Raw genomic sequence first — 19,923 nt, 5'->3', positions numbered from 1 at the left:
CTCACGCTTCCGTTTCGGAGGCGAGGTTTTCGAGCTCGCCCAAGATGAGTTCTTCGACCGTTCCGGCCAGCCCCGCGACGGTGCGCGCGGTCAGGACGTCGGCCGGGGTGAGCCGGACCGCGAACAAGGCGCCCGCCTTGGCCGCGATGTGCAGGCTCCGCAGCGAATCCCCGCCGAGGGCGAAGAAGTTGTCCTCGACGCCGATCCGCTCCACGCCGAGTACTTCGGCCCAGATCCCGGCCAGCGCCAGTTCGGTTTCGGTTTCCGGCTCGACGTACCCGGTCTCCGGCACGGCGGGTGCGGGCAGTGCCTTGCGGTCGAGTTTTCCGTTGGCACTGACCGGGATCCGGTCCAGCGTGACGAACGCCGACGGCACCAGGTACTCCGGCAGCCGTTCGGCCAGGAAGTCCCGCAGGGTGTCCTGCCCGGCTTCCGACACGACGTAGGCGACGAGTTGCTTCAGGCCGGGCTGGTCTTCGCGGACGACGACCGCGGCCTGCGCCACGGCGGGATGCCGGGCCAGCACGGCTTCGGCCTCACCGGGCTCGACCCGGAAGCCGCGCAGCTTCACCTGGTCGTCCGCCCGCCCGAGGAATTCGAGGGTGCCCACTCCGGTCCAGCGGACTACGTCGCCGGTGCGATACATCCGTTGCCCGCCCGGGGCCGCGAGGAACCGGTCGGCGGTCAGACCGGGCCGGTCGCGATAGCCGCGGGCGAGACCTGCACCGGCGAGGTACAGCTCACCCGGCACTCCCGGCGGCACCGGGCGCAGGTCCCGATCCAGGACGCGCGCGACCATCCCGTCCAGCGGCGTGCCGATGGGGACCCGGTCCGGAACCGTCTCCTCCATCGGATGGGCGGTGGCGAAGGTGGTCGTCTCGGTCGGGCCGTAGCCGTCCACGACGCGCAGCCCCTGGCAGGCACCCAGCACTCGCCGCACCGCCTCGGCGGGCACGACGTCGCCGCCGGTCCACACCTCCCGCAGTCCGGTGAAGCAGTCCGGGTTTTCCTGCGCCAGCACCCGGAACAGACCCGCCGTGACCCACATCCCGGTCAGGCCGTGCTCGCGGATCAAGGTCCGCAGGCGGTGCGGGTCGAGATCGCCGTCCGGGGCCGTGACGACGCGGCCGCCGGTGAGCAGCGGTACCCAGAGTTCGTAGGTGGTCGCGTCGAAGGCCGCCGGGGAATGCAGCAGGACCCGTTCGTGTGCCCCGCCGCGGAACCGGCTGTCCGCGGCCAAGGCGGCGACGTCGCGGTGCCGCACAGCGACGCCCTTCGGCGTGCCGGTGGACCCGGAGGTGTACATGACGTACGCCAGTTGGTCGGGATCGACGACCACGACGGGATCGCCGTCCGGCTCGTCGTCCACTGAGGACAGTCGGATGGCGTTCGGATACCCCATGTCGGACACGACGAACCGCACACCGTCGAGCAGCGCCTGCCGCCGTTCGGCCGGGGCGCGCGTGTCGACCGGCAGATACGCGCCGCCCGCCTTGACCACGGCCAGTTCCGCCACGACGGTGCCCGCCCTGCTCGTGGCGAGGCCGACCGGTTCCTCGGGGCGCAGGCCGAGCCCGATCAGGCGGTTGGCCAGCCGGTTCGCCCGCCGGTTCAGCTCGGCGTAGGTGACCGGCTCGCCGTCGAGGACGGCCGCGACCGCATCGGGCCGGGCGCGGACCTGCTCGGCGAAGAGCTCCGGCAGCGACCGGGCGGGGGCCGCCGTACCGGTTTCCGTCCATTCCGCCAGGAGTAGTTCGTCCCGCGGGGTCAGCATCGACACGTCGGTGATCGCCCGTGCGCCGTCCACCGTCAGTTCCCGGAGCAGCGTGAGCAGGTGACCGGCCAGCCGGCTCACCGTTTCCGCGTCGAACAAGGCCGGGTCATAGCCCAGGTCGACGTTCAGCTCACGACCGGGCGACGCGACGACCGTCAGCGGGAAGTTCGTCGTCTCGCGTGCCGACAGGTCTCGCACGGTCAGGCCGTGCCCGGCTTCGGCGCCGGTGATCGGGTAGTTCTCGAACACCACCAGGCTCTCGCAGAGGTTCACTCCCCCGGGCAGTTCCGCCCAGCCCTGGACCAGCGCGAGCGGCAGATGTCCGTGGCGGCGTGCCTCGGCCTGGCTCGCCTGAAGACCCGCGAGCCAGTCGGCGACGCGGGCACCACGGTCGATCCCGATCCTGACCGGCAGCGTGTTGATGAAGATGCCGGTGATCGCGTCCACGCCGGTCACCTCGGGTGGGCGGCCGGAGACGGTGGACCCGAACACGACGTCGTCGTGGCCGCTGTGAGCCGACAGCAACAAGGCCCAAGCCCCTTGCAGGACCGCGTTGTGCGTGAGGCCGTGGCGTTTGACGAACTCGTCGAGCCCGCTCGTCGCCGCCTCGTCCAGACGGACGGGCAGCCACTCGGACGAACAGGCGATGTGCCCGGCCGCGGGCGCCCGGTCGCCGGGAACGAGCGTCGGCCCGTCGATCCCGGAGAGGGTACGACGCCAGAAGCGTTCGGCGTCGGTCCGGTCGAGACCGCCCAGCCAGGCGAGGTAGTCCCGGAACGGTGGCCGGGTGGGCAGGGTCTGCCCGGCGTAGGCGCCACAGACGTCGGAAAGGACGTGGAAGACGCTCCAGCCGTCGAGCAGCGCGTGGTGGAACGTCCACAGCACCCGGACTTCGGTCGCCGACGACCGCACGAGGGCCACGCGCATCAGCGGCGCCTCCGCGAGGTCGAGCCCTTGATCGCGATCCTCAGCGAGGAGCTGCTGGAGATCGTGACCGGTCCCGTCGAGCACTCGGATCGGCAGCCGCACGTCGCGGTGTACCACCTGCAGTGGCTCCTCGACCCCGGCCCAGACGAACGCCGTCCGCAGGACCGGTGTCCGGTCCACGACCCGCTGCCATGCCGCGGCGAGCCGGTCGAGGTCGGTGACCCCTTCGAGGACGAACGTCGCCTGCTCGACGTACATGCCTTGCGCGGTCTGGGAAAGGCCGTGGAACAGCATCCCGCCCTGCATGGGCGTCACCGGGTAGACGTCCTCGACCGTCCGGCCGTCACCGGCCAAAGTGTCCACTGTGGACTGATCGAGCGCGGCGAGCGGGAAGTCCGACGGCGTGCGGCCACCGGCCTCCGGTGACGCGCAGTGCGCGATGATCTCGCGCAGTGCGGCCAGCATCCGCTCCGCCAGCTCTTCGACGGCGCCGCGATCGTGCCGGGTCGTGACATACGCCCAGCTCAGCTCCAGAGTCCCGGCCAAGACGTGGCCGACGATGTCGAGCGTGTGGCCGGCGGGAGCGGCCGGGTCGACGTCGGCGCCGAGGGCGCCGGTCCGGAACGCGCCCGCCTCGGCGTCGTCGAACCGGCCGAGGTAGTTGAAGCCGACCTCGGGATCGATGACCGGCGCGGTGCCGGTGAGGTACCGCAGGGCGCCGTAGCCGATCCCCCGCCGCGGCACCGCCCGGAGCTGTTCCTTCACCGCTTTGAGCGCGGCACCCCAGTCGTCCGGGACGTCGAGTGCCACGGGGAGCACGCTGGTGAACCAGCCGACCGTACGAGAGAGGTCGACGTCATCGAACAGGTCCTCGCGCCCGTGGCCCTCCAGGTCGATCACCGGGATCCGCCCGGTCCAGTCCCGGAGGACCCGGCCCAGCGCGGCGAGCAGCACGTCGTTGACCTGCGTGCGGTAGACCTCGGGAACGTCCTGGAGAAGTGCCCTGGTCTCCTCGGCGGTGAGACGGACCGTCACCTCCCCCGTGTCGGCGACCGTGGCCGGCCCGGCGTCCGGCAACGGCGCCGGGATCCCGCGCCAGTACGCCAGTTCGTCGTCGAATCCGCCGGACTCGGCGTGCTCGGCCAGCCGCCTGGCCCACTCCAGGTACGACGTGGTCTTCGGCCCGAGTTCGCCGCCGCGGTAGGCGGTTTCCAGATCCTCCAGCAGGATTCGCCAGGAGACACCGTCGACGACCAAGTGGTGCGCGGCCAGGGTCAGCCGCCGCCCGTCGAGCACCGCCGCCAGCAAGGGACCGCGGCCGAGGTCGAAGACGATCTCGTCGGTGAGGAGGTCCGCCGGCCACACCGGTTCGCCGTGCTGGACGCCGTCGCGCCCGAACCGCAGCCGCAGCCCGTCGTGGTGCGCCCACACGGTTTCGAGCGCGCGGCGCAGCGCGGCTTCGTCGACGTCCTCGGTGAAATCCAGCACCACTCGCTGGTCGAACCGGTCCGGCAGACCGTCGAAGTACCAGTGCTGGATCGGGGTGAGCGGCGCCGCCCCGGTCACCGGCCCCTGTTCGGCGCGCGGCCCGGCGTCGCCACCGGCGTGCGCGGCCAGCGCGGCGAGCGTCGGATGCCGGAAGACGTCGTGGGGCAGCAGGCTCAGCCCGGCGCGGCGGGCGCGCGACACGACCTGGATGCTGAGGATCGAGTCGCCGCCCAGTTCGAAGAAGTTGGCCTCGGCGCCGACGTCCGCGACGCCCAGCACGTCGGACCAGATCGCGGCGAGCGCGCGTTCGGCCTCGGTCGTGGGCGCGGTCCGGGCCGTCTCGCCGCCGAAGTCCGGTGCGGGCAGGGCGCGACGGTCGATCTTCCCGTTGGCGTTCAACGGGAAGCGGTCGAGCCGGACGAACGCGGCGGGCACCATGTAGTCGGGCAGGGTGCGGCCGAGGAATTCGGCGAGGCCGTCCGCGTCGCCGGTGTGATAGGCGACGAGCCGTTTGACGCCGTGATCCTCCCTGGTCAGCACCGCGGCCTGGCCGACGCCCGGATGCGCGGTCAGCGCGGCCTCGATCTCCGCCGGTTCGATCCGGAAACCGCGGACCTTGACCTGCTCGTCGGCGCGCCCGGTGTACTCCAGCTCCCCGAGCGGATTCCAGCGGACGAGGTCCCCGGTGCGGTACATCCGCTCCCCCGGCGGGCCGAACGGGTCGGGCACGAACCGGTCGGCGGTCAGCGCCGGATCACCGAAGTACCCGCGAGCGAGTCCGGCCCCGGCGATGTACAGCTCGCCGGGCACACCCTGTGGCAGGAGCCGCAGCTCGGCGTCGAGGACGTAGGTCCGCATGTTGTCGAGCGGTTTCCCGATCGGGACGGCACCGGGGACTTCGGCCGGGATCGGATGCGAGGTGGCGAAGGTCGTCGTCTCGGTCGGACCGTAGCCGTCGACGACGACCGTGCCCGGGCACGCCTCCCGCACCCGCCGGACCGCGGCGGCCGGGACGACGTCGCCGCCCGCCCACACCTCGCGCATCCCGCGGAAGGTCTCCGGAGCCTCCTGTGCGAGTAGCCGGAACAGCCCGGCGGTGAAGAACGCCCCGTGGACCTCGTACTCGGCGATGATCCGCCGGAGGGTGTCCACGTCGAGGTCGCCCGGGGGCGCCACGACGACGGTACCGCCGTTGAGCAACGGGACCCACAGCTCGTAAGTGGAGGCGTCGAAGGCGGGCGAAGCGTGCAGCAGCACCCGCTCGTGCGCGGCGAAGCGACGGTCGGCGGCGAGGGCGACGACGTCACGTTGGCGTACGGCCACGCCCTTCGGCCTGCCCGTCGAACCGGACGTGTACATCACGTACGCGAGGTTGTCCGGCGCCGCCTCGGGCAGCGTCACGTCCGCCGTCCGGCCGTCGGGAACGACAATCTGTCCACTGTGGACAAGCGACTCGGCGCGGGCCCGGTCGGTGACGAGGATCGGCACCCCGTCCAGCAGGGTCGTCAACCGTGGTGCGGGCGCCCTCGTGTCCAGCGGGAGATACGCCGCCCCTGCCTTGATCACGGCGAGTTCGGCGACGACCAGGTCCGGGGAACGGTCCATGAGCACGCCGACCACAGTTTCGGGACCGGCGCCGAGTGACACCAGACGCCGGGCGAGCCGGTCCGCGCGCTCGTCCAGTTCCGCGTACGTCAGGCGGACGCCGTCGCCGGCGAGGGCGACCGCGCCGGGAGCGTGCGCGACCTGCCGTCCGAAGAGCTCGGCGAGACTTCCTTCCGGCAGCGGATACGCGGTGTCGTTCCAGTCACCGAGGATCTGGAGCCGTTCGGCGTCGGTGAGCAGGTCGATGCCGTCGAGCGGACGGTCCAGGTCCTCGGCGAAGGCGTCGAGCACGCCGACGAGCTGGTCCGTGATCCGCTCGGCCGTCGCGGCGTCGAACAGATCGGGGTCGTAGCCGACGTCGAGGCTCAGCCGTTCTCCCGGCGACGCGACGACACTGATCGGGTAGTTCGTCGTTTCGGCGGCGTCGACGTCACGCAACCGCAGTCCGTCACGCGTCGCCGAGTCGATCGGATAGTTCTCGAAGACGACGATGCTGTCGAAGAGGCTGCCGCCGGACCCGCTCCACGCCTGCAGCTTCGTCAGCGGCAGATGCCCGTACCTGCGGGACTCCACTTGCCGGTCCTGCAGCGCCGCCAGCCATTTCGCGACCGGCGACCGGTCGGTGGTGACGCGTACCGGGAGCGTGTTGATGAAGATCCCGGTGATGTCGTCGGCGCCGGTCAGGTCGACCGGGCGACCGGACACGGTGGTGCCGAAGCAGACGTCGCGTTCCCCGGTCAGCCGGGACAGCACCAGCGCCCACGCGCCCTGCAGGACGGTGTTCATCGTGAGGCCCGCCTTGCGCGCCGCTTCCCCGAGCCGCGCGGAGCTCTCGACCGGGACCCGCAGCCACTCGGCCGACCGGCTCGTGTGGTCCTGCGCCGTGAGCCGGGCGGACGCGGTGAAGTCACCGAGCTCGCGGCGCCAGTGGCGTTCCGCATCGGTGTCGTCCTGGCGATCCAGCCACGCGACGTAGTCCCGGAACGGCGGCCGCTCGGGCGGTTCGCCCCCGGCACAAGCGGTGAAGACGTCGGACAGCACTCCGAAGACACTCCAGCCGTCGAGCAGGACATGGTGGAACGTCCACAGCACCCGGACTTCCGTGTCGGAAAGCCGCGCCAGGGTCAGCCGCAGCAGGGCTTCGCCGTCCAGATCCAGCCCCTCGGCACGGTCCGCGGACAGGACTTCCTGCCAGAACCGCTCCTGTCCCGCGGGTGTGTGGGCACGCCAGTCGAGCCGGGTGACCGGGACGGTCACGTGCCGGCGCACCACCTGCACCGGTTCCGGCACGCCTTCCCAGGCGATCTTCGTCCGCAGCACGGGGGTGCGGTCGACGACGTGCTGCCAGGCCTCGGCGAGCGCGTCGACGTCCTCGACACCTTCGACGACGAACCCGACTTGCTGGAAGTAGAGCCGTTCTTCCGGCTGCGACAGCGAGTGGAACACCATCCCCGCCTGCATCGGCGTGAGCGGGTAGAGGTCCTCGACCGCCCTGCCGTCGCCGGCGAGGGTGTCCACTGTGGCCTGATCGAGCGTGAGCAGCGGGAAGTCGGACGGGGTCCGCCCACCGGCCTCCGGCGTCGCGCAGTGCGCGATGATCTCCCGCAGGGCCGCCAGCATCGCACCGGCGAGCCTGTCCACTGTGGACTCGCGATGGACACCCTCGGTGTAGTACCAGGTCAGTTCGAGTTCGCCGGACTCGACACGGCCGACCACGTCGAGCAGATGCGCTCGCGCCGAACGCTCGCTCTCGTCGGATTCCAGCCTGCCCGAGGTGAAGCGGCCGAGGTAGTTGAAACTCACCGCCGGGTCGATCGACGGCGCGGTCCCGGCCAGGTGACGCAGGGCGCCGTATCCGATGCCGCGCCGGGGCACGGCCCGGAGCTGCTCTTTCACCGATTTCAGAGCCGTACCCCAGTCTTCGGGGACGTCCAGCGCGACCGGGAAGACGCTGGTGAACCAGCCCACCGTTCGGGACAGGTCCACGTCGTCGAACAGGTCCTCACGGCCGTGTCCCTCCAGGTCGATGACCGGCACCTTGCCCGTCCAGTCCCGCAGCACCCGGCCCAGCGCGGTCAGCAGCACGTCGTTGACCTGCGTGCGATAGACGGCGGGCACTTCCCTCAGCAGCGCCTCGGTCTCCGCCTCGGGAAGCCGCACGGTGACCTCACGCATCGAGGCGACCGTGGCCTCGCCTTCGCCGTCGACCGGGATCGAGGTGTCCCCCGGCAGGCCGTGCCAGTGGTCGAGTTCGTCGTCGAATCCGCCGTCGGCGGCGTGTTCGGCGAGCCTGATCGCCCACTCCCGGAAGGAGGTGGTGCGCGGCCCGAGGTCGATCGCCTCGCCCCGCAGCGCCTGGGCGTAACCGCGGTCGAAGTCCTCGGCGAGCACCCGCCACGAGACACCGTCGACGACGAGGTGGTGCACGGCGAGGGTGACGCCGCGCTCGGAGATGTCGAGGCGGATCAGCGGTGTCTCGGCGCCGACAAGACCATTCTGCTGCTTCCATCCGTCGTCGTGGGTGAAGCGCATTCGCAGCGCGTCGTGGTGCTCGAGCAGCGCGTCCACGGCCTCGCGCGCCGCGACGCGATCGATCCGCTCAGGTCCTAAACGGACGAACTGGTGGAAGTGCTCCGGGTCGGCGGTCTGGGTCGCGAAGAACCACCGCTGGATCGGGGTGAGTGGCACCTCGCCGCTGACCGGGCCGCGGTGGACGGCCTCGGTGGCGGTGCGCGCCGCGGCGGCGAGCGCCGCCGGGGTCCGATGGGCGAACAGGTCGCCGGGCAGCAGGTCCAGCCCGGCACGCCGGGCCTTGGACACCACCTGGATGCTGAGGATCGAGTCACCGCCCAGTTCGAAGAAGTCGTCGTTCGCACCGACCCGTTCGACACCCAGCACCTCGGCCCAGATCCCGGCGAGCACGAGCTCGCGATCGGTGCGCGGCACGACGTGGTCACGGGCCCCGAAATCGGGCGCGGGCAGCGCGGTGCGGTCGAGCTTCCCGTTGACGTTGACCGGGAACTTCTCCAACCGGACGAACGCGGCCGGGACCATGTAGTCCGGCAGGGTCCGCCCCAGGAATTCCCCGAGTCCCTCGGTCTCGCCGACGATGTAGGCGACCAGGCGTTTCACCCCGCCATCCGCGCGGGCCAGGACGGCCGCCTGCTCGACGCCGGGGTGTTCGCCCAGCGCGGCCTCGATCTCGCTCGGTTCGACGCGGAAGCCGCGGATCTTGACCTGCTCGTCCACCCGGCCGACGAACTCCAGTGCCTCCTCGTCGTTCCAGCGCACGACGTCGCCGGTGCGGTACATCCGCTCCCCCGGCGGGCCGAACGGATCCGCGACGAACCGGTCCGCGGTCAGCCCCGGCCGTCCGAGGTAGCCACGCGCGAGCCCGGCCCCGGCGATATGCAGCTCGCCGGGCGCACCTGGTGGTGCCAGGTTCAGGCCGTCGTCGAGGACATAGCCGCGGGTATTGGCCAGCGGTGCCCCGATCGGCACGACGTCGGGCACCTCGTCCGGCAGCGGGTGCACGGTGGCGAAGGTCGTGGTCTCGGTGGGACCGTAGACGTCGGCGACCAGTGTCCGCGGACACGCGGCCCGGACCCTGCGCAGCGCGACGGCGGGAACGGCGTCGCCGCCCGTCCAGACTTCCCGCACGCCGGCGAACATCTCCGGGGCTTCCTGCGCGACGAGCCGGAACAGGCCGGTCGTCATGAAGACTCCCGTCACGGCGTGCCTGGTGATCACGCGGCCGAGCGTGTGGACGTCGAGCTCCCCCGGCGGTGCCAGGACGACCGTGCCGCCGTTCAGCAACGGCACCCATAACTCGTACGTGGACGCGTCGAAGGCCTGCGGTGAGTGCAGCAGCACCCGGTCGTGGGCCGCGAAGCGCCGGTCGGCCGCCAGAGCGAGGACGTCGCGATGCCGGGCGGCGACGCCCTTCGGCTTGCCGGTCGAGCCGGAGGTGTAGATGACGTAGGCGAGTTGTTCGGGGTCGGTCGTCACCCCGGGTGGTGTCTCCGGGGCGTCACCCGTGTCCGTGACGATCACGCCTGCGTGGATCTCTTCGGCGGTGGAAAGCCAGGCCTGATCGGTGACGAGGACGTCCGCTTCGGCTTCGCTCAGCAGCAGCCGCAACCGCTCGGCGGGCGCGCGCAGATCCAACGGCAGGTAGGCCCCGCCTGCCTTCAGGATCGCGAGCTCGGCCACGACGAGGGCGGGCGAACGGTCCATCAGGAGCGCGACCCGGTCTTCGGCGCGGACGCCGAGCTCGCGCAGCCGGTTCGCCAGTCGGTTCGCCCGGACGTCGAGTTCGCCGTAGGTGACGGTCTCCGCATCGGTCACCAGCGCGACCGCGCCGGGATTCCGGCGTGCGCGGGCCTCGAACAGCTCGGACACCGTCCCTTCCGGTATCGGCCGGGCGGTGGTGTCGCGGTCGCGAAGCAGGTGCCGGATCTCCGGATCCGACAGCATCGGGACCCGGGTCACGGGCTCGTACGGTGTGTCCACGAAGCCACGGATCAGCGTTTCGAGGTGCCCGGCGAGCTGCCGGGCGAGCTCCGGTCCGATCAGCTCGGGGTCGTGGGTCAGCATCAGCGACATCCGGCGGCCCGGATACGCGACGACGCCGAGCGGGTAGTTGGTGCGTTCGGCCGCGCGGACGTCCCGCACTCCCGCGACGTCCGCCACCGGATAGTTCTCGAAGACGATGATGCTGTCGAACAGGCTGCCGCCGGTGTCGCTCCAGGACTGCAACCGCGGCAGGCCGACATGGCCGAACCGGCGGGATTCCGCCTGCGCCGCCTGTAGTTCCCGAAGCCAGTCGACGAGGCCGCGCCCGGAGTCGAGCCTGACCCGCACCGGCAGGGTGTCGATGAACAGGCCCGGGATGTCGTCCGCTCCCGGCAACTCGACCGGCCTGCCCGACACCGTCGCGCCGAAACACACCTCGGCTTCGCCGCTGTAGCGGGACAGCAACGCCGCCCAGGCACCCTGGACGATCGTGTTGAGCGTCAGGTGGTGCCGCCGCGCGAACGCGTTGATCCGGGCGGTCGTGCCGTCGTCGAAGTCCACCGGCACTCGAGCGGACGAGCTGGCGGTGTGTGCCCGGGCGCTGTGAACGCCGGGAAGCGGTGTCGGCGTCACTCCGCCGAGTTCGGCCCGCCAGTGGGCTTCGGCGGCCTCGTCGTCCTGAGCGGCGAGCCATCCGGCGTAATCGCGGAACGGACGCCGCACCGGCGGTTCTTCACCGCGCAGCACGGCGAGGACGTCGGACAGGACACCGAAGACGCTCCAGCCGTCCAGTAGTACGTGATGGAAGGTCCAGAGCACCCGCACCGAGGTCGCCGACTCCTTGGCGACGACCAGCCGCGTCAGCGGGGCACGGGTCAGGTCGAGCCCTTCGGCGAGGTCTTCGGCCAACCGGAGCCGCAGGGCTTCCTCGGCGTCCACTGTGGACCAGTCCGGACAGCTCACCGGGATCTCCACCGAACGCCGCACGACCTGCAGCGGACGTGGTACCCCTTCCCAGACGATCCGGCTGCGCAGGACCGGGGTCCGTGCCACCACCCGTCGCCAGGCCGCGGCGAGGGCCCGTGGGTCGGGAACGTCGTCGACGGTGAAGGTGATCTGTTCGAAGTAGTTGCGATCGCCGGGCTGGGCCAGGCTGTGGAACACCATGCCGGCCTGCATCGGCGTCAGCGGGTACACGTCCTCCACGTCCCGGCCGTCGCCGACCAGCTCGTCCACAGTGGACTGGTCGAGGCCCGCCAGCGGGAAGTCCGACGGCGTCCGCCCACCCGCACCGGGTTCGGCGCAGTGCCCGAGTAGTCCACGCAGGTTCTCCAGCATGCCGTCGGCCAACCGGGTCACGGTCGCCTCTTCGTGCACGCCTTCCGCGTAGTGCCAGGTGAACTCCAGCGTGTCGCCGGTGACCTGGCCGACCACGTCGAGCAGATGAGGACGGACGCCGCCGGGGTCGGCGACCAGGGACAGTTCACCGGGCGAGCCGGTGTAGAGCTCCCCGGTGAGTTCGAACTGTCCGAGGTAGTTGAAGCTGATCTGGGGATCGATGCCCGGCGCCGTGCCGGAGAGATAGCGCAGCGCGCCGTAGCCGATGCCGCGTCGCGGGACCGAGCGCAGCCGCTCCTTCACGGCTTTGATCGCCGTGCCCCATTCGTCCGGGACGTCCAGCGCCACCGGGAACAGGCTGGTGAACCAGCCCACCGTGCGCGACAGATCCACGCCGTCGAACAGGTCTTCCCGGCCGTGGCCCTCCAGGTCGATCACCGGGACCCGGCCGGTCCAGTCCCGCAATGTCCGGCCGAGCGCGGTGAGCAGGACGTCGTTGACCTGCGTTCGATAGACCTCGGGAATCCGCCGCAGCAGCGATCGCGTCTCCTCGGCGGTCAGCCGGACCGTCACCGCGCGGGCCCGGCCCACCGTGTTGGCACCGATCCCGTCGACCGGGATCGGCGTGACCTCGGGGATCGAGCGCCAGTACTCCAGTTCGTCGTCGAATCCTCCCGCTTCGGCATGGTCCGCGAGGCGTGCCGCCCAGTCCTGGAACGAGGTGGTCCTCGGCCCGAAACCGGCCTTCCGATAGGCCTGCTCGAGGTCGTCGAGCAGGATCCGCCAGGACACGCCGTCGACGGCGAGATGGTGCGCGGACAGGTGCAGTACGCGCCGCTCCGGAGGGCCGGACAACCGCCAGCGCAGCAGCGAATGCTCATCCTCGACTCCGGCGACGCGCAGCCGCCACTGGTCTCCGTCGCGGGTGAAGGTCGTCCGCAACGCGTCGTGGTGCTCGATCACCGCGCCGATGGCGGCGGCGAGCGCGGCCTCGTCGGTGCCGCGCGCCAGTTCGACCGCGATGGCCTGATCGAACCGGGCAGGGTCGGGGATCGTGTCGAAGAACCAGCGCTGAATCGGGGTCGGTATGACGTCCCCGGAGACGGGACCCCGGTCCGCGACCGTGGAGACCTCGGTCGAGGCCGGGGCGAGCGCGGCGATGGTCTGATGCCGGAACAGGTCCGCCGTCGTGATCGCCAGCCCCACCTTCCTGGCCCGCGCGCTGACCTGGATGCCGAGGATCGAGTCGCCGCCGAGGGCGAAGAAGTTGTCCTCGACACCGACCCGGTCGAGGCCGAGCACGTCGGCCCAGATCCCGGCGAGCACCGCTTCCCGCTCGGTCCGCGGCGCCGTTCCCCCGCTCGTGGCGGGCTCGAAGTTCGGCTCCGGCAGCGCGCGCCGGTCGACCTTCCCATTGGCGCTGAGGGGAAGCGCGTCGAGGACGACGAACGCCGACGGCACCAGATAGTCCGGCAGGTTCCGGCCGAGGACTTCGCGCAGCACTTCAGTGTCCACTGTGGAGCCGTCCGTGGCCACCACGTAGGCGACCAGGTGCTTGCGACCGGACCCGGTACGCGCCGTCACCACCGCCTCCGCGACCTCGGGCCGGGCGGTGAGGGCACGTTCCACCTCGCCGGGTTCGACCCGGAAGCCGCGGATCTTGAGCTGGTCGTCGGCCCGGCCGGCGAACTCGAGGGTCCCGTCGGCACGCCACCGGCCGCGGTCGCCGGTGCGGTACATGCGTTCGCCAAGGGCGCCGTACGGGCAGGCGACGAACCGATCGGCCGTCGCACCCGGCCGGTCGGCGTACCCGCGGGCGAGCCCCGGGCCCGCGACGCAGATCTCGCCGAGCGCGCCGCGCGGGACCGGCCGCAGCCCGTCGTCGAGCACGTAGACGCGCATCCCGGTCAGCGGGGTCCCGATCGGGATGGTCTCGGGAACCGTCTCCGCCGACCTCATGCGGAACGAGGTCGCGAACGTGGTGGTCTCGGTCGGTCCGTAGCCGTCGACGACCGTGACGCCGGGACAGCTCTCCAGTACGCGGCGCACGGCTTCGGGTGGCACGACGTCGCCACCGGTCCAGACCTCCTTCAGGCCGCGGAAGCACTCGGGTGTGTCACCGGCGAAGAGCCGGAAGAGACCGGCGGTGAGCCAGAGGGCGGTGACACCGTGCCGCGCGGTCAGCTCACGGACGACCTCCGCGTCGACGTCCCCCGGCGGCGCGACGACCACGGTGCCACCGTTCAGGAGCGGGACCCACAGCTCGTAGGTGGACGCGTCGAACGCCAGCGGTGAGTGCAGCAGCACGCGCTCGTGCGCGCCGCCGGTGAAGCGGGGGTCGGTGGCCAGCGCGACCACGTCGGTGTGCCGGACCGCCACGCCCTTCGGTACCCCGGTAGAGCCCGAGGTGTATTCGACATAGGCCAGATTCGCGGGTTCGACCGTGACCGTGGCCGCGTCCCCGGTGGCAGGCAGCGTCAGTACCCGTCCTTTGTGGACGGTAGTGGCGGTTTTGTGCCACGTCTCGTCGGTGAGCAGCAGCGATGTGCCGTCGAGCAGCAGGCGCAGGCGATCGGCCGGAGCACGCAGATCGAGCGGCAGGTAGGCGGCGCCGGCCTTGAGGATCGCCAGCAGCGCCACCACCAGATCGGCCGAGCGGTCCATCAGCACGCCGACCCGGTCTTCCGGGCGCACGCCGAGCTCGAGCAGCCGTCCCGCCAGCCGGTCGGCTTCGGCGCGCAGGTCACCGTAGTCGAGGCGGTCCTCTCCGAAGAGCACCGCGGGCGCATGCGGATGCTGCTCGGCGTGATGGTCGAACAGGCGCGTGATGGTCATCGACGGCGCGGGATCCGGCGACGGCAGGAGTCGGCGGTCGGCCTCGGTGAGCAGCGGAAGCTCGCCCACCGGGCGGCCGGGTTCGGCGGCGATCCCGGCGAGGAGGGCTTCCAGGCTCTCGGTCAGCCGCTCGATCGTCGCGCCGTCGAAGAGCGCGGTGGCGTACTCGACGGTGACCCGCAGGCCGTCTTCCTTCGGCCAGAACTCGACGACCAGGTCGAACCGGGCCGACGGCCGGGGCAGGTCGTACTCCGAAACCCGCAGGCCGGCGACCTCACGCGGGCGGACCAGCGGGCTCTGCAGGACGACGACCGCCTGCACCAGCGGCGTCCGTGACGGATCGCGCTCCGGCTGTACCGCTTCGACGACTCGGTCGAAGGGGACGTCGGCGTGCGCGAACGCCTCCAGTGCCGTCTCCCGGAACCCGGCCAGGAACTCCGGGAACGGCCGTGTGGGATCGACCTGGGAGCGCAGCACGAGGGTGTTCACGAAGAACCCCGTCAGCGGCTCCCACTCGGGCCGGTCCCGCCCGGCGACCGCGGTGCCCACGGCGATGTCGCGCTGACCTCCGTAAGCCGACAGGAGGAGTTGCACGGCCGCGGTGAGGGTCATGAACAACGTCGCCCCGTGCGGACGTCCCACAGCGGTGACGTCGCGGACCAGGTCCGCGGGCAGATCGTGACGGTGTACCGCACCCGCCGTACTGCGCTGAGCCGGCCTTGGGCGATCGGTCGGGAAAGCGAGCGGTTCGAGTCCCTCGAGCGCTTCACGCCAGTAGCCGAGCTGGGCGTCGTCGTCGGACTGACGGCGCCAGTGCGTGTAATCGCGGTAGCCCGACTCCAGCGGCGGCGGGGTCGCACCGGCATAGAAGTCCAGAAGCTCGCCGGTCAGGATGCCGATCGACCGGCCGTCGGTGACGATGTGGTGCTGACACAGGACGAGCAGGTGCTCCTCCGGCGCCTGACGATGGAGCGTGGCCCTCGTCAGCGGGCCGGTGCGGAGGTCGAACGGCACGCTCAGTTCCGCCGCCAGCGTCGCGTCGTCCGCGACGGTTTCCTCGACGCGCAGCGGTATCTCAGCCGTGTCGGCGATGCGCTGGACACCCTCGTCGAAGGTGGTGCGCAGGGATTCATGGCGGGCGCAGAGCGCGGCCAGGGCGCCGCGCAGGGCGTCGAGATCCAGTGGCCCGGAGAGCCGGATACCGACCGCGGTGTTGTATTCGGCGCTGTCCCCGGTCAGCTCGTCGAGGAACCACAGGCGCCGCTGGGCGGGCGAAAGCGGAACCACCTGGGACGACGGTGCGGCCGGGATCGTGTCGTTCCCGGCAGGCTGCGCCTCGTCGATCAGCCGGGCCAGCCCGGTCACGGTGGGCGCGTCGAACACCGCGCGAGCCGACAAGGTCACGCCGAAGGTCCGGCGCAGCCGGGACAACGCCTGCACCGCGAGGATCGAGTCGCCACCCAGGGCGAAGAAGTCGTCTTCGCTCGAGACACCGTCCATGCCGAGTACGCCGGCGAGAACCTCGCCGACGGCACGTTCGGTTCCCGAACTCGGTTCGGTGTCCGTCCGGCTCTCTTCCGGCGGCGCGGGCAGTGCGCGGCGATCGACCTTTCCGTTGGCGTTGAGCGGAAGCACGTCGAGGGCGACGAACGCCGACGGCACCATGTAGTCCGGCAACACGGCCGCCGCGGACTCCGCCAGGTCGCCGAGCGCCTCACCCTGCCGGGCCACGACGTAGGCGACCAACCGCTTGACGCCCGGCCGTTGCTCGCGGGCCACGACCACGACCTCGCCCACACCCGGCACGGCGGCGAGCACCGATTCGATCTCGCCGGGCTCGACCCGGAAACCGCGGACCTTGACCTGGTCGTCGGCCCGGCCGAGGAACTCTAATTCGCCGTCTTCGTTGTACCGCACCAGATCGCCGGTCCGGTACATCCGGCCGCCGGGTACGCCGGGATCGGCGACGAAGCGGTCCGCGGTCACACCCGGTTCGCCCCAGTAACCACGGGCCAGGCCGGCCCCGGCCAGATGCAACTCCCCCGCCTGTCCGGCCGGGACGGCGTTCAACGCGTCGTCGAGTACGTGGGCGCGGACTCCGTCGAGTGGACGTCCGATCGGCACGGAGTCCGGCACACCGTCCCTTGTGGACATCGCACGCGCGGTGGCGAAAGTGGTGGTTTCGGTGGGGCCGTAGCCATCGGTCACGGTGAGGCCGGGGCAGGCGTCCAGCACGCGGCGGACCGCGGCCGCCGGGACCACGTCCCCGCCCGTCCATACTTCTTCCACACCGAGGAAACAGTCCGGCGCCTCCTGCGCCACGACCCGGAACAGCCCGGCGGTCAGCCAAAGCGAGGTGACCGCATACCGGCGGGCGACCTCGCGCAACGCCTCCACGTCCAGGTCGCCCGGAGGCGCGATCACCACCGTCCCGCCGTTGAGCAGCGGTACCCACAGCTCGTAGGTCGACGCGTCGAAGGCGGCCGGGGAATGCAGCAGGACCCGGCGGTGCGGACCACCCGCGAACCGGCTGTCGGCCGCCAGCGCCGCGACATCCCGATGCCGCACCGCGACTCCCTTCGGTGTCCCGGTCGAACCTGACGTGTGCATGAGATACGCCAGCTGATCCGCGTCGGCGCGCGGAGGCGCCACATCCGGCGCCGGAAGGGATCGTCCCGCGACCACGATTCGTCCACTGTGGATCCGCGCCGCCCGTTCCGGCTCGTCGGTGATCAGCACCGAGACCCCCGCGGTGGTCAGCACCAGCCGCGCGCGGTCGTCGGGGGCACGCCGGTCGAGCGGCACGTAGACCCCGCCCGCCAGCACGATCGCCAGTTCGGCGACGACGAGTTCGGCGGACCTTTCGAGCAGCAGCCCGACGCGGTCCTCGGCACGCACTCCGAGCCGGGTCAGCCGGGCGGCGAGGCGTGCGGCCCGGTCGGCGAGTTCGGCGTAGGTCAGCTGTCCGTTGTGGCCGTCCACGGCGACCGCGTCCGGGGTGGAGCGCACCCGCGCGGCGAACAGTTCCGGCAGGGCGACGGCTCTTTCGGCTTCGGGGGCGTCCATCGTGTCGAGCACGGTCATCTTTTCGGTACCTTCCAGGCACAACGAGCAAACCCACCGAGGCGGGCAAGGGGACGGGGAGGGAGAAGGCGGCTCAGTGACGCCGAGCGAGGCGGCCACCGATTTCGATCGCGGTCGCCTCGCCGGGCGTTCCGCGCAGCCGGCCGCACGGCGCCGGTCGACCGGTGAGGGGGTCGCGCACCGTGAACGAGGCGTCGTCGTGGAGGGTGAGTTCGGGGAAGATCTCGCCGTCGACGACGAGTTCGGCTCCGCCGGGTTCGCCGGGGCGGATCGTGTAGTCGAGAGCGCCGTTGCGGTAGGTGCCGAAGTCACCGGCCGGGATCGGGACCGGGCGCGCCGGTGCGGGCAGCCGCCGCTCCGGGAGCGAGAGGCCGAGCGCGCGGAGCTCGGCGACGAGGTCGTGCCACATGTCCGTGCCCCCGGCACCGTTCGCCGTGAACGCGACGACGCAGGCGCCCGCCTGATCGATCCGCAACTGGCAGGATGTTCCGTCGGCGGTGCCGTCGTGGCCGAGCCAGACTTCGTCTTCGTCCTCGTAGTGCGCGATTCCCAGCCCCCAGCCGTCGGCGAGACCGAACGGCTCGGCGTCGGGCACCCGGCGATGCATGTCCGCGGCGGTCACGACATCGAGCAAACCCGGCTTTCCCAGATGGACCCGGCCCAGTTCGACCAGGTCCGCGGCGCTCAAGGCCAGCGCGCCGGCGGGTTCGAGCATCGGCGGCAAGGCCTGCTCGACCGGCCGCGGACCGGCCGGTCCGGTGGCGCGTCCGTGACCGGGAACCGTTCTCGGGCTTTCGGCGTAGGCGGGCTCGATCTTCAGTGGGCGCAGGAGTATCGCCTCGACGGCTTCACGCCAGGTCATCCCGGTGACCGCCTCGATCAGCGATCCCACCAGGGCATAGCCGAGGTTCGAATACGAGAAGGCGGTCCCGGGCGGGCATACGGGGATCGCCGCACGGATCTCGCGCAGGCACGTCCCGGTGACGTCGGCCGGATCGGAGGGCAGGCCGCTGGTGTGGCTCAACAGATGACGTGGCGTCACTTCCCCGGCGAATCCGGGGTCGCCCAGTAACTCGCCGACCGGCTGATCCAGTTCGAGATCGTCGTCCGCGATCAGCGCCATCACGACCGTGGCGGTGGCCAGTTTCGTGACCGATCCGATCGATACGGCGGACGACGGGCCCATCGGTCTCCGTCTGTCCTGATGTTCGACACCGGTCTGGACCATTGTGGTCAGACCGTCTTCGAGCACCGCGAGCTGTGCTCCCGGAACACCGTGCCTGCCCGCCAGGCCGGTCAGTACTTCTTGAAGCCGCCGCGTCGGCACCTGGTTCCGTCCAGTGTGGCCGTACTGTTCTGGCGCAGGCCGCATGACCAGTTCCTCCCCTTGTCAGTAAGAAAACCACGAGTTGATGGCCACGTCTGTCCACATCGGGCCGGAACAACACGCTGCCCGGGCCAGGAGATCGTCTGTACCGCCAATGGTGGGAAAGCCGCTTCGGCCGAAAAGCGCTCGACGCTACACAGGGTGGCAATAACTGTCATTCATTTTATTGAACCAGCGTCAATCCGGCGCACATACTGGAATGACATCGGATAACGGGCACCCATGAGGCATAACCAAGCCAACACATCCACCGATCGACGGATGCGTGACAAATAAATGGAGACCGAATTTCCGCCTGCCGGTCTCATCGACGGCGGAACAGTCGCAAGCTTCCTCCCTCGTCCAATTCTTCCAGCTCAGGCCGCCTTGGCACGCAAGCACATACCCGGGCAGCGCCTGCTGGTTCCCCTCACGCCACCGAGCCAAACACGGAAAAGCGGAAAAGAGCCAATGAAGATCACCTCTTCCCCGCCGACGACGCCACCAACTGCGGAAACAAGAAAGTGATCTTGCCGAATCTGATTCTCACCATGCGAGCAGCACGGCCATGCGCACGTGCACCGTCTCGTGCAACCGGCCGAACGGCCTTGCGACAGCCTTTTTCGATCATCGGAGACATTGGAGTGAATCGGAAGAACGCGAATTCACCCGGTTGCCTGTAACGGAATCGGCATCGCCATTCACGCGACCATCGTCGGTTGCCCACCCCACCCGACGCTTGATAACGGGGATCCCACTTCCCGCTGTGGTCCAGACCACAGCGGGAAGGTGGTCCGTGCGAGCGGCGAGGAAGTCCCACAGCATGCGGACGCCGCAGCGAACGAATCCCTGGCGCTGCGAACACCTGCGCCCTTCTCCCAATGGGGGTCAGGAGAAGGGCTCCATCGGCACATACCGAGGTTTCACGGATTCAGGGCGACGTGGCACCGGATCGGGCGGATGTCACACCTGGAACGAGCGGGCCGGGTCG

Annotated in this window: 2 protein-coding genes; both read right to left on the bottom strand. The window is 70.7% G+C overall.

Going from position 1 to position 19,923, the window contains the following annotated elements; genetic code table 11:
- Window position 1: 1 nt before the first annotated feature.
- Complete coding sequence (locus tag ACLJQ7_RS36530) at window positions 2-17,566, bottom strand: non-ribosomal peptide synthase/polyketide synthase (protein WP_410652734.1); 17,565 nt, start codon at window positions 17,564-17,566, stop codon at window positions 2-4.
- Between the two features lie 73 nt (window positions 17,567-17,639).
- Complete coding sequence (locus ACLJQ7_RS36525) at window positions 17,640-18,938, bottom strand: serine hydrolase domain-containing protein (RefSeq protein ID WP_410652733.1); 1,299 nt, start codon at window positions 18,936-18,938, stop codon at window positions 17,640-17,642.
- Between the last annotated feature and the right edge of the window lie 985 nt (window positions 18,939-19,923).

It is taken from the genome of Amycolatopsis sp. cmx-4-54 (assembly GCF_046548895.1).
Lineage (GTDB): Bacteria > Actinomycetota > Actinomycetes > Mycobacteriales > Pseudonocardiaceae > Amycolatopsis.
This window is presented reverse-complemented; position numbering and strand designations above follow the sequence as displayed.

What these genes read in the sequence shown, in the direction of transcription:
- ACLJQ7_RS36530 (WP_410652734.1), bottom strand. Translation starts at nt 17,566, where the DNA reads ATGACCGTGCTCGACACGATGGACGCCCCCGAAGCCGAAAGAGCCGTC.
- ACLJQ7_RS36525 (WP_410652733.1), bottom strand. Translation starts at nt 18,938, where the DNA reads ATGCGGCCTGCGCCAGAACAGTACGGCCACACTGGACGGAACCAGGTG.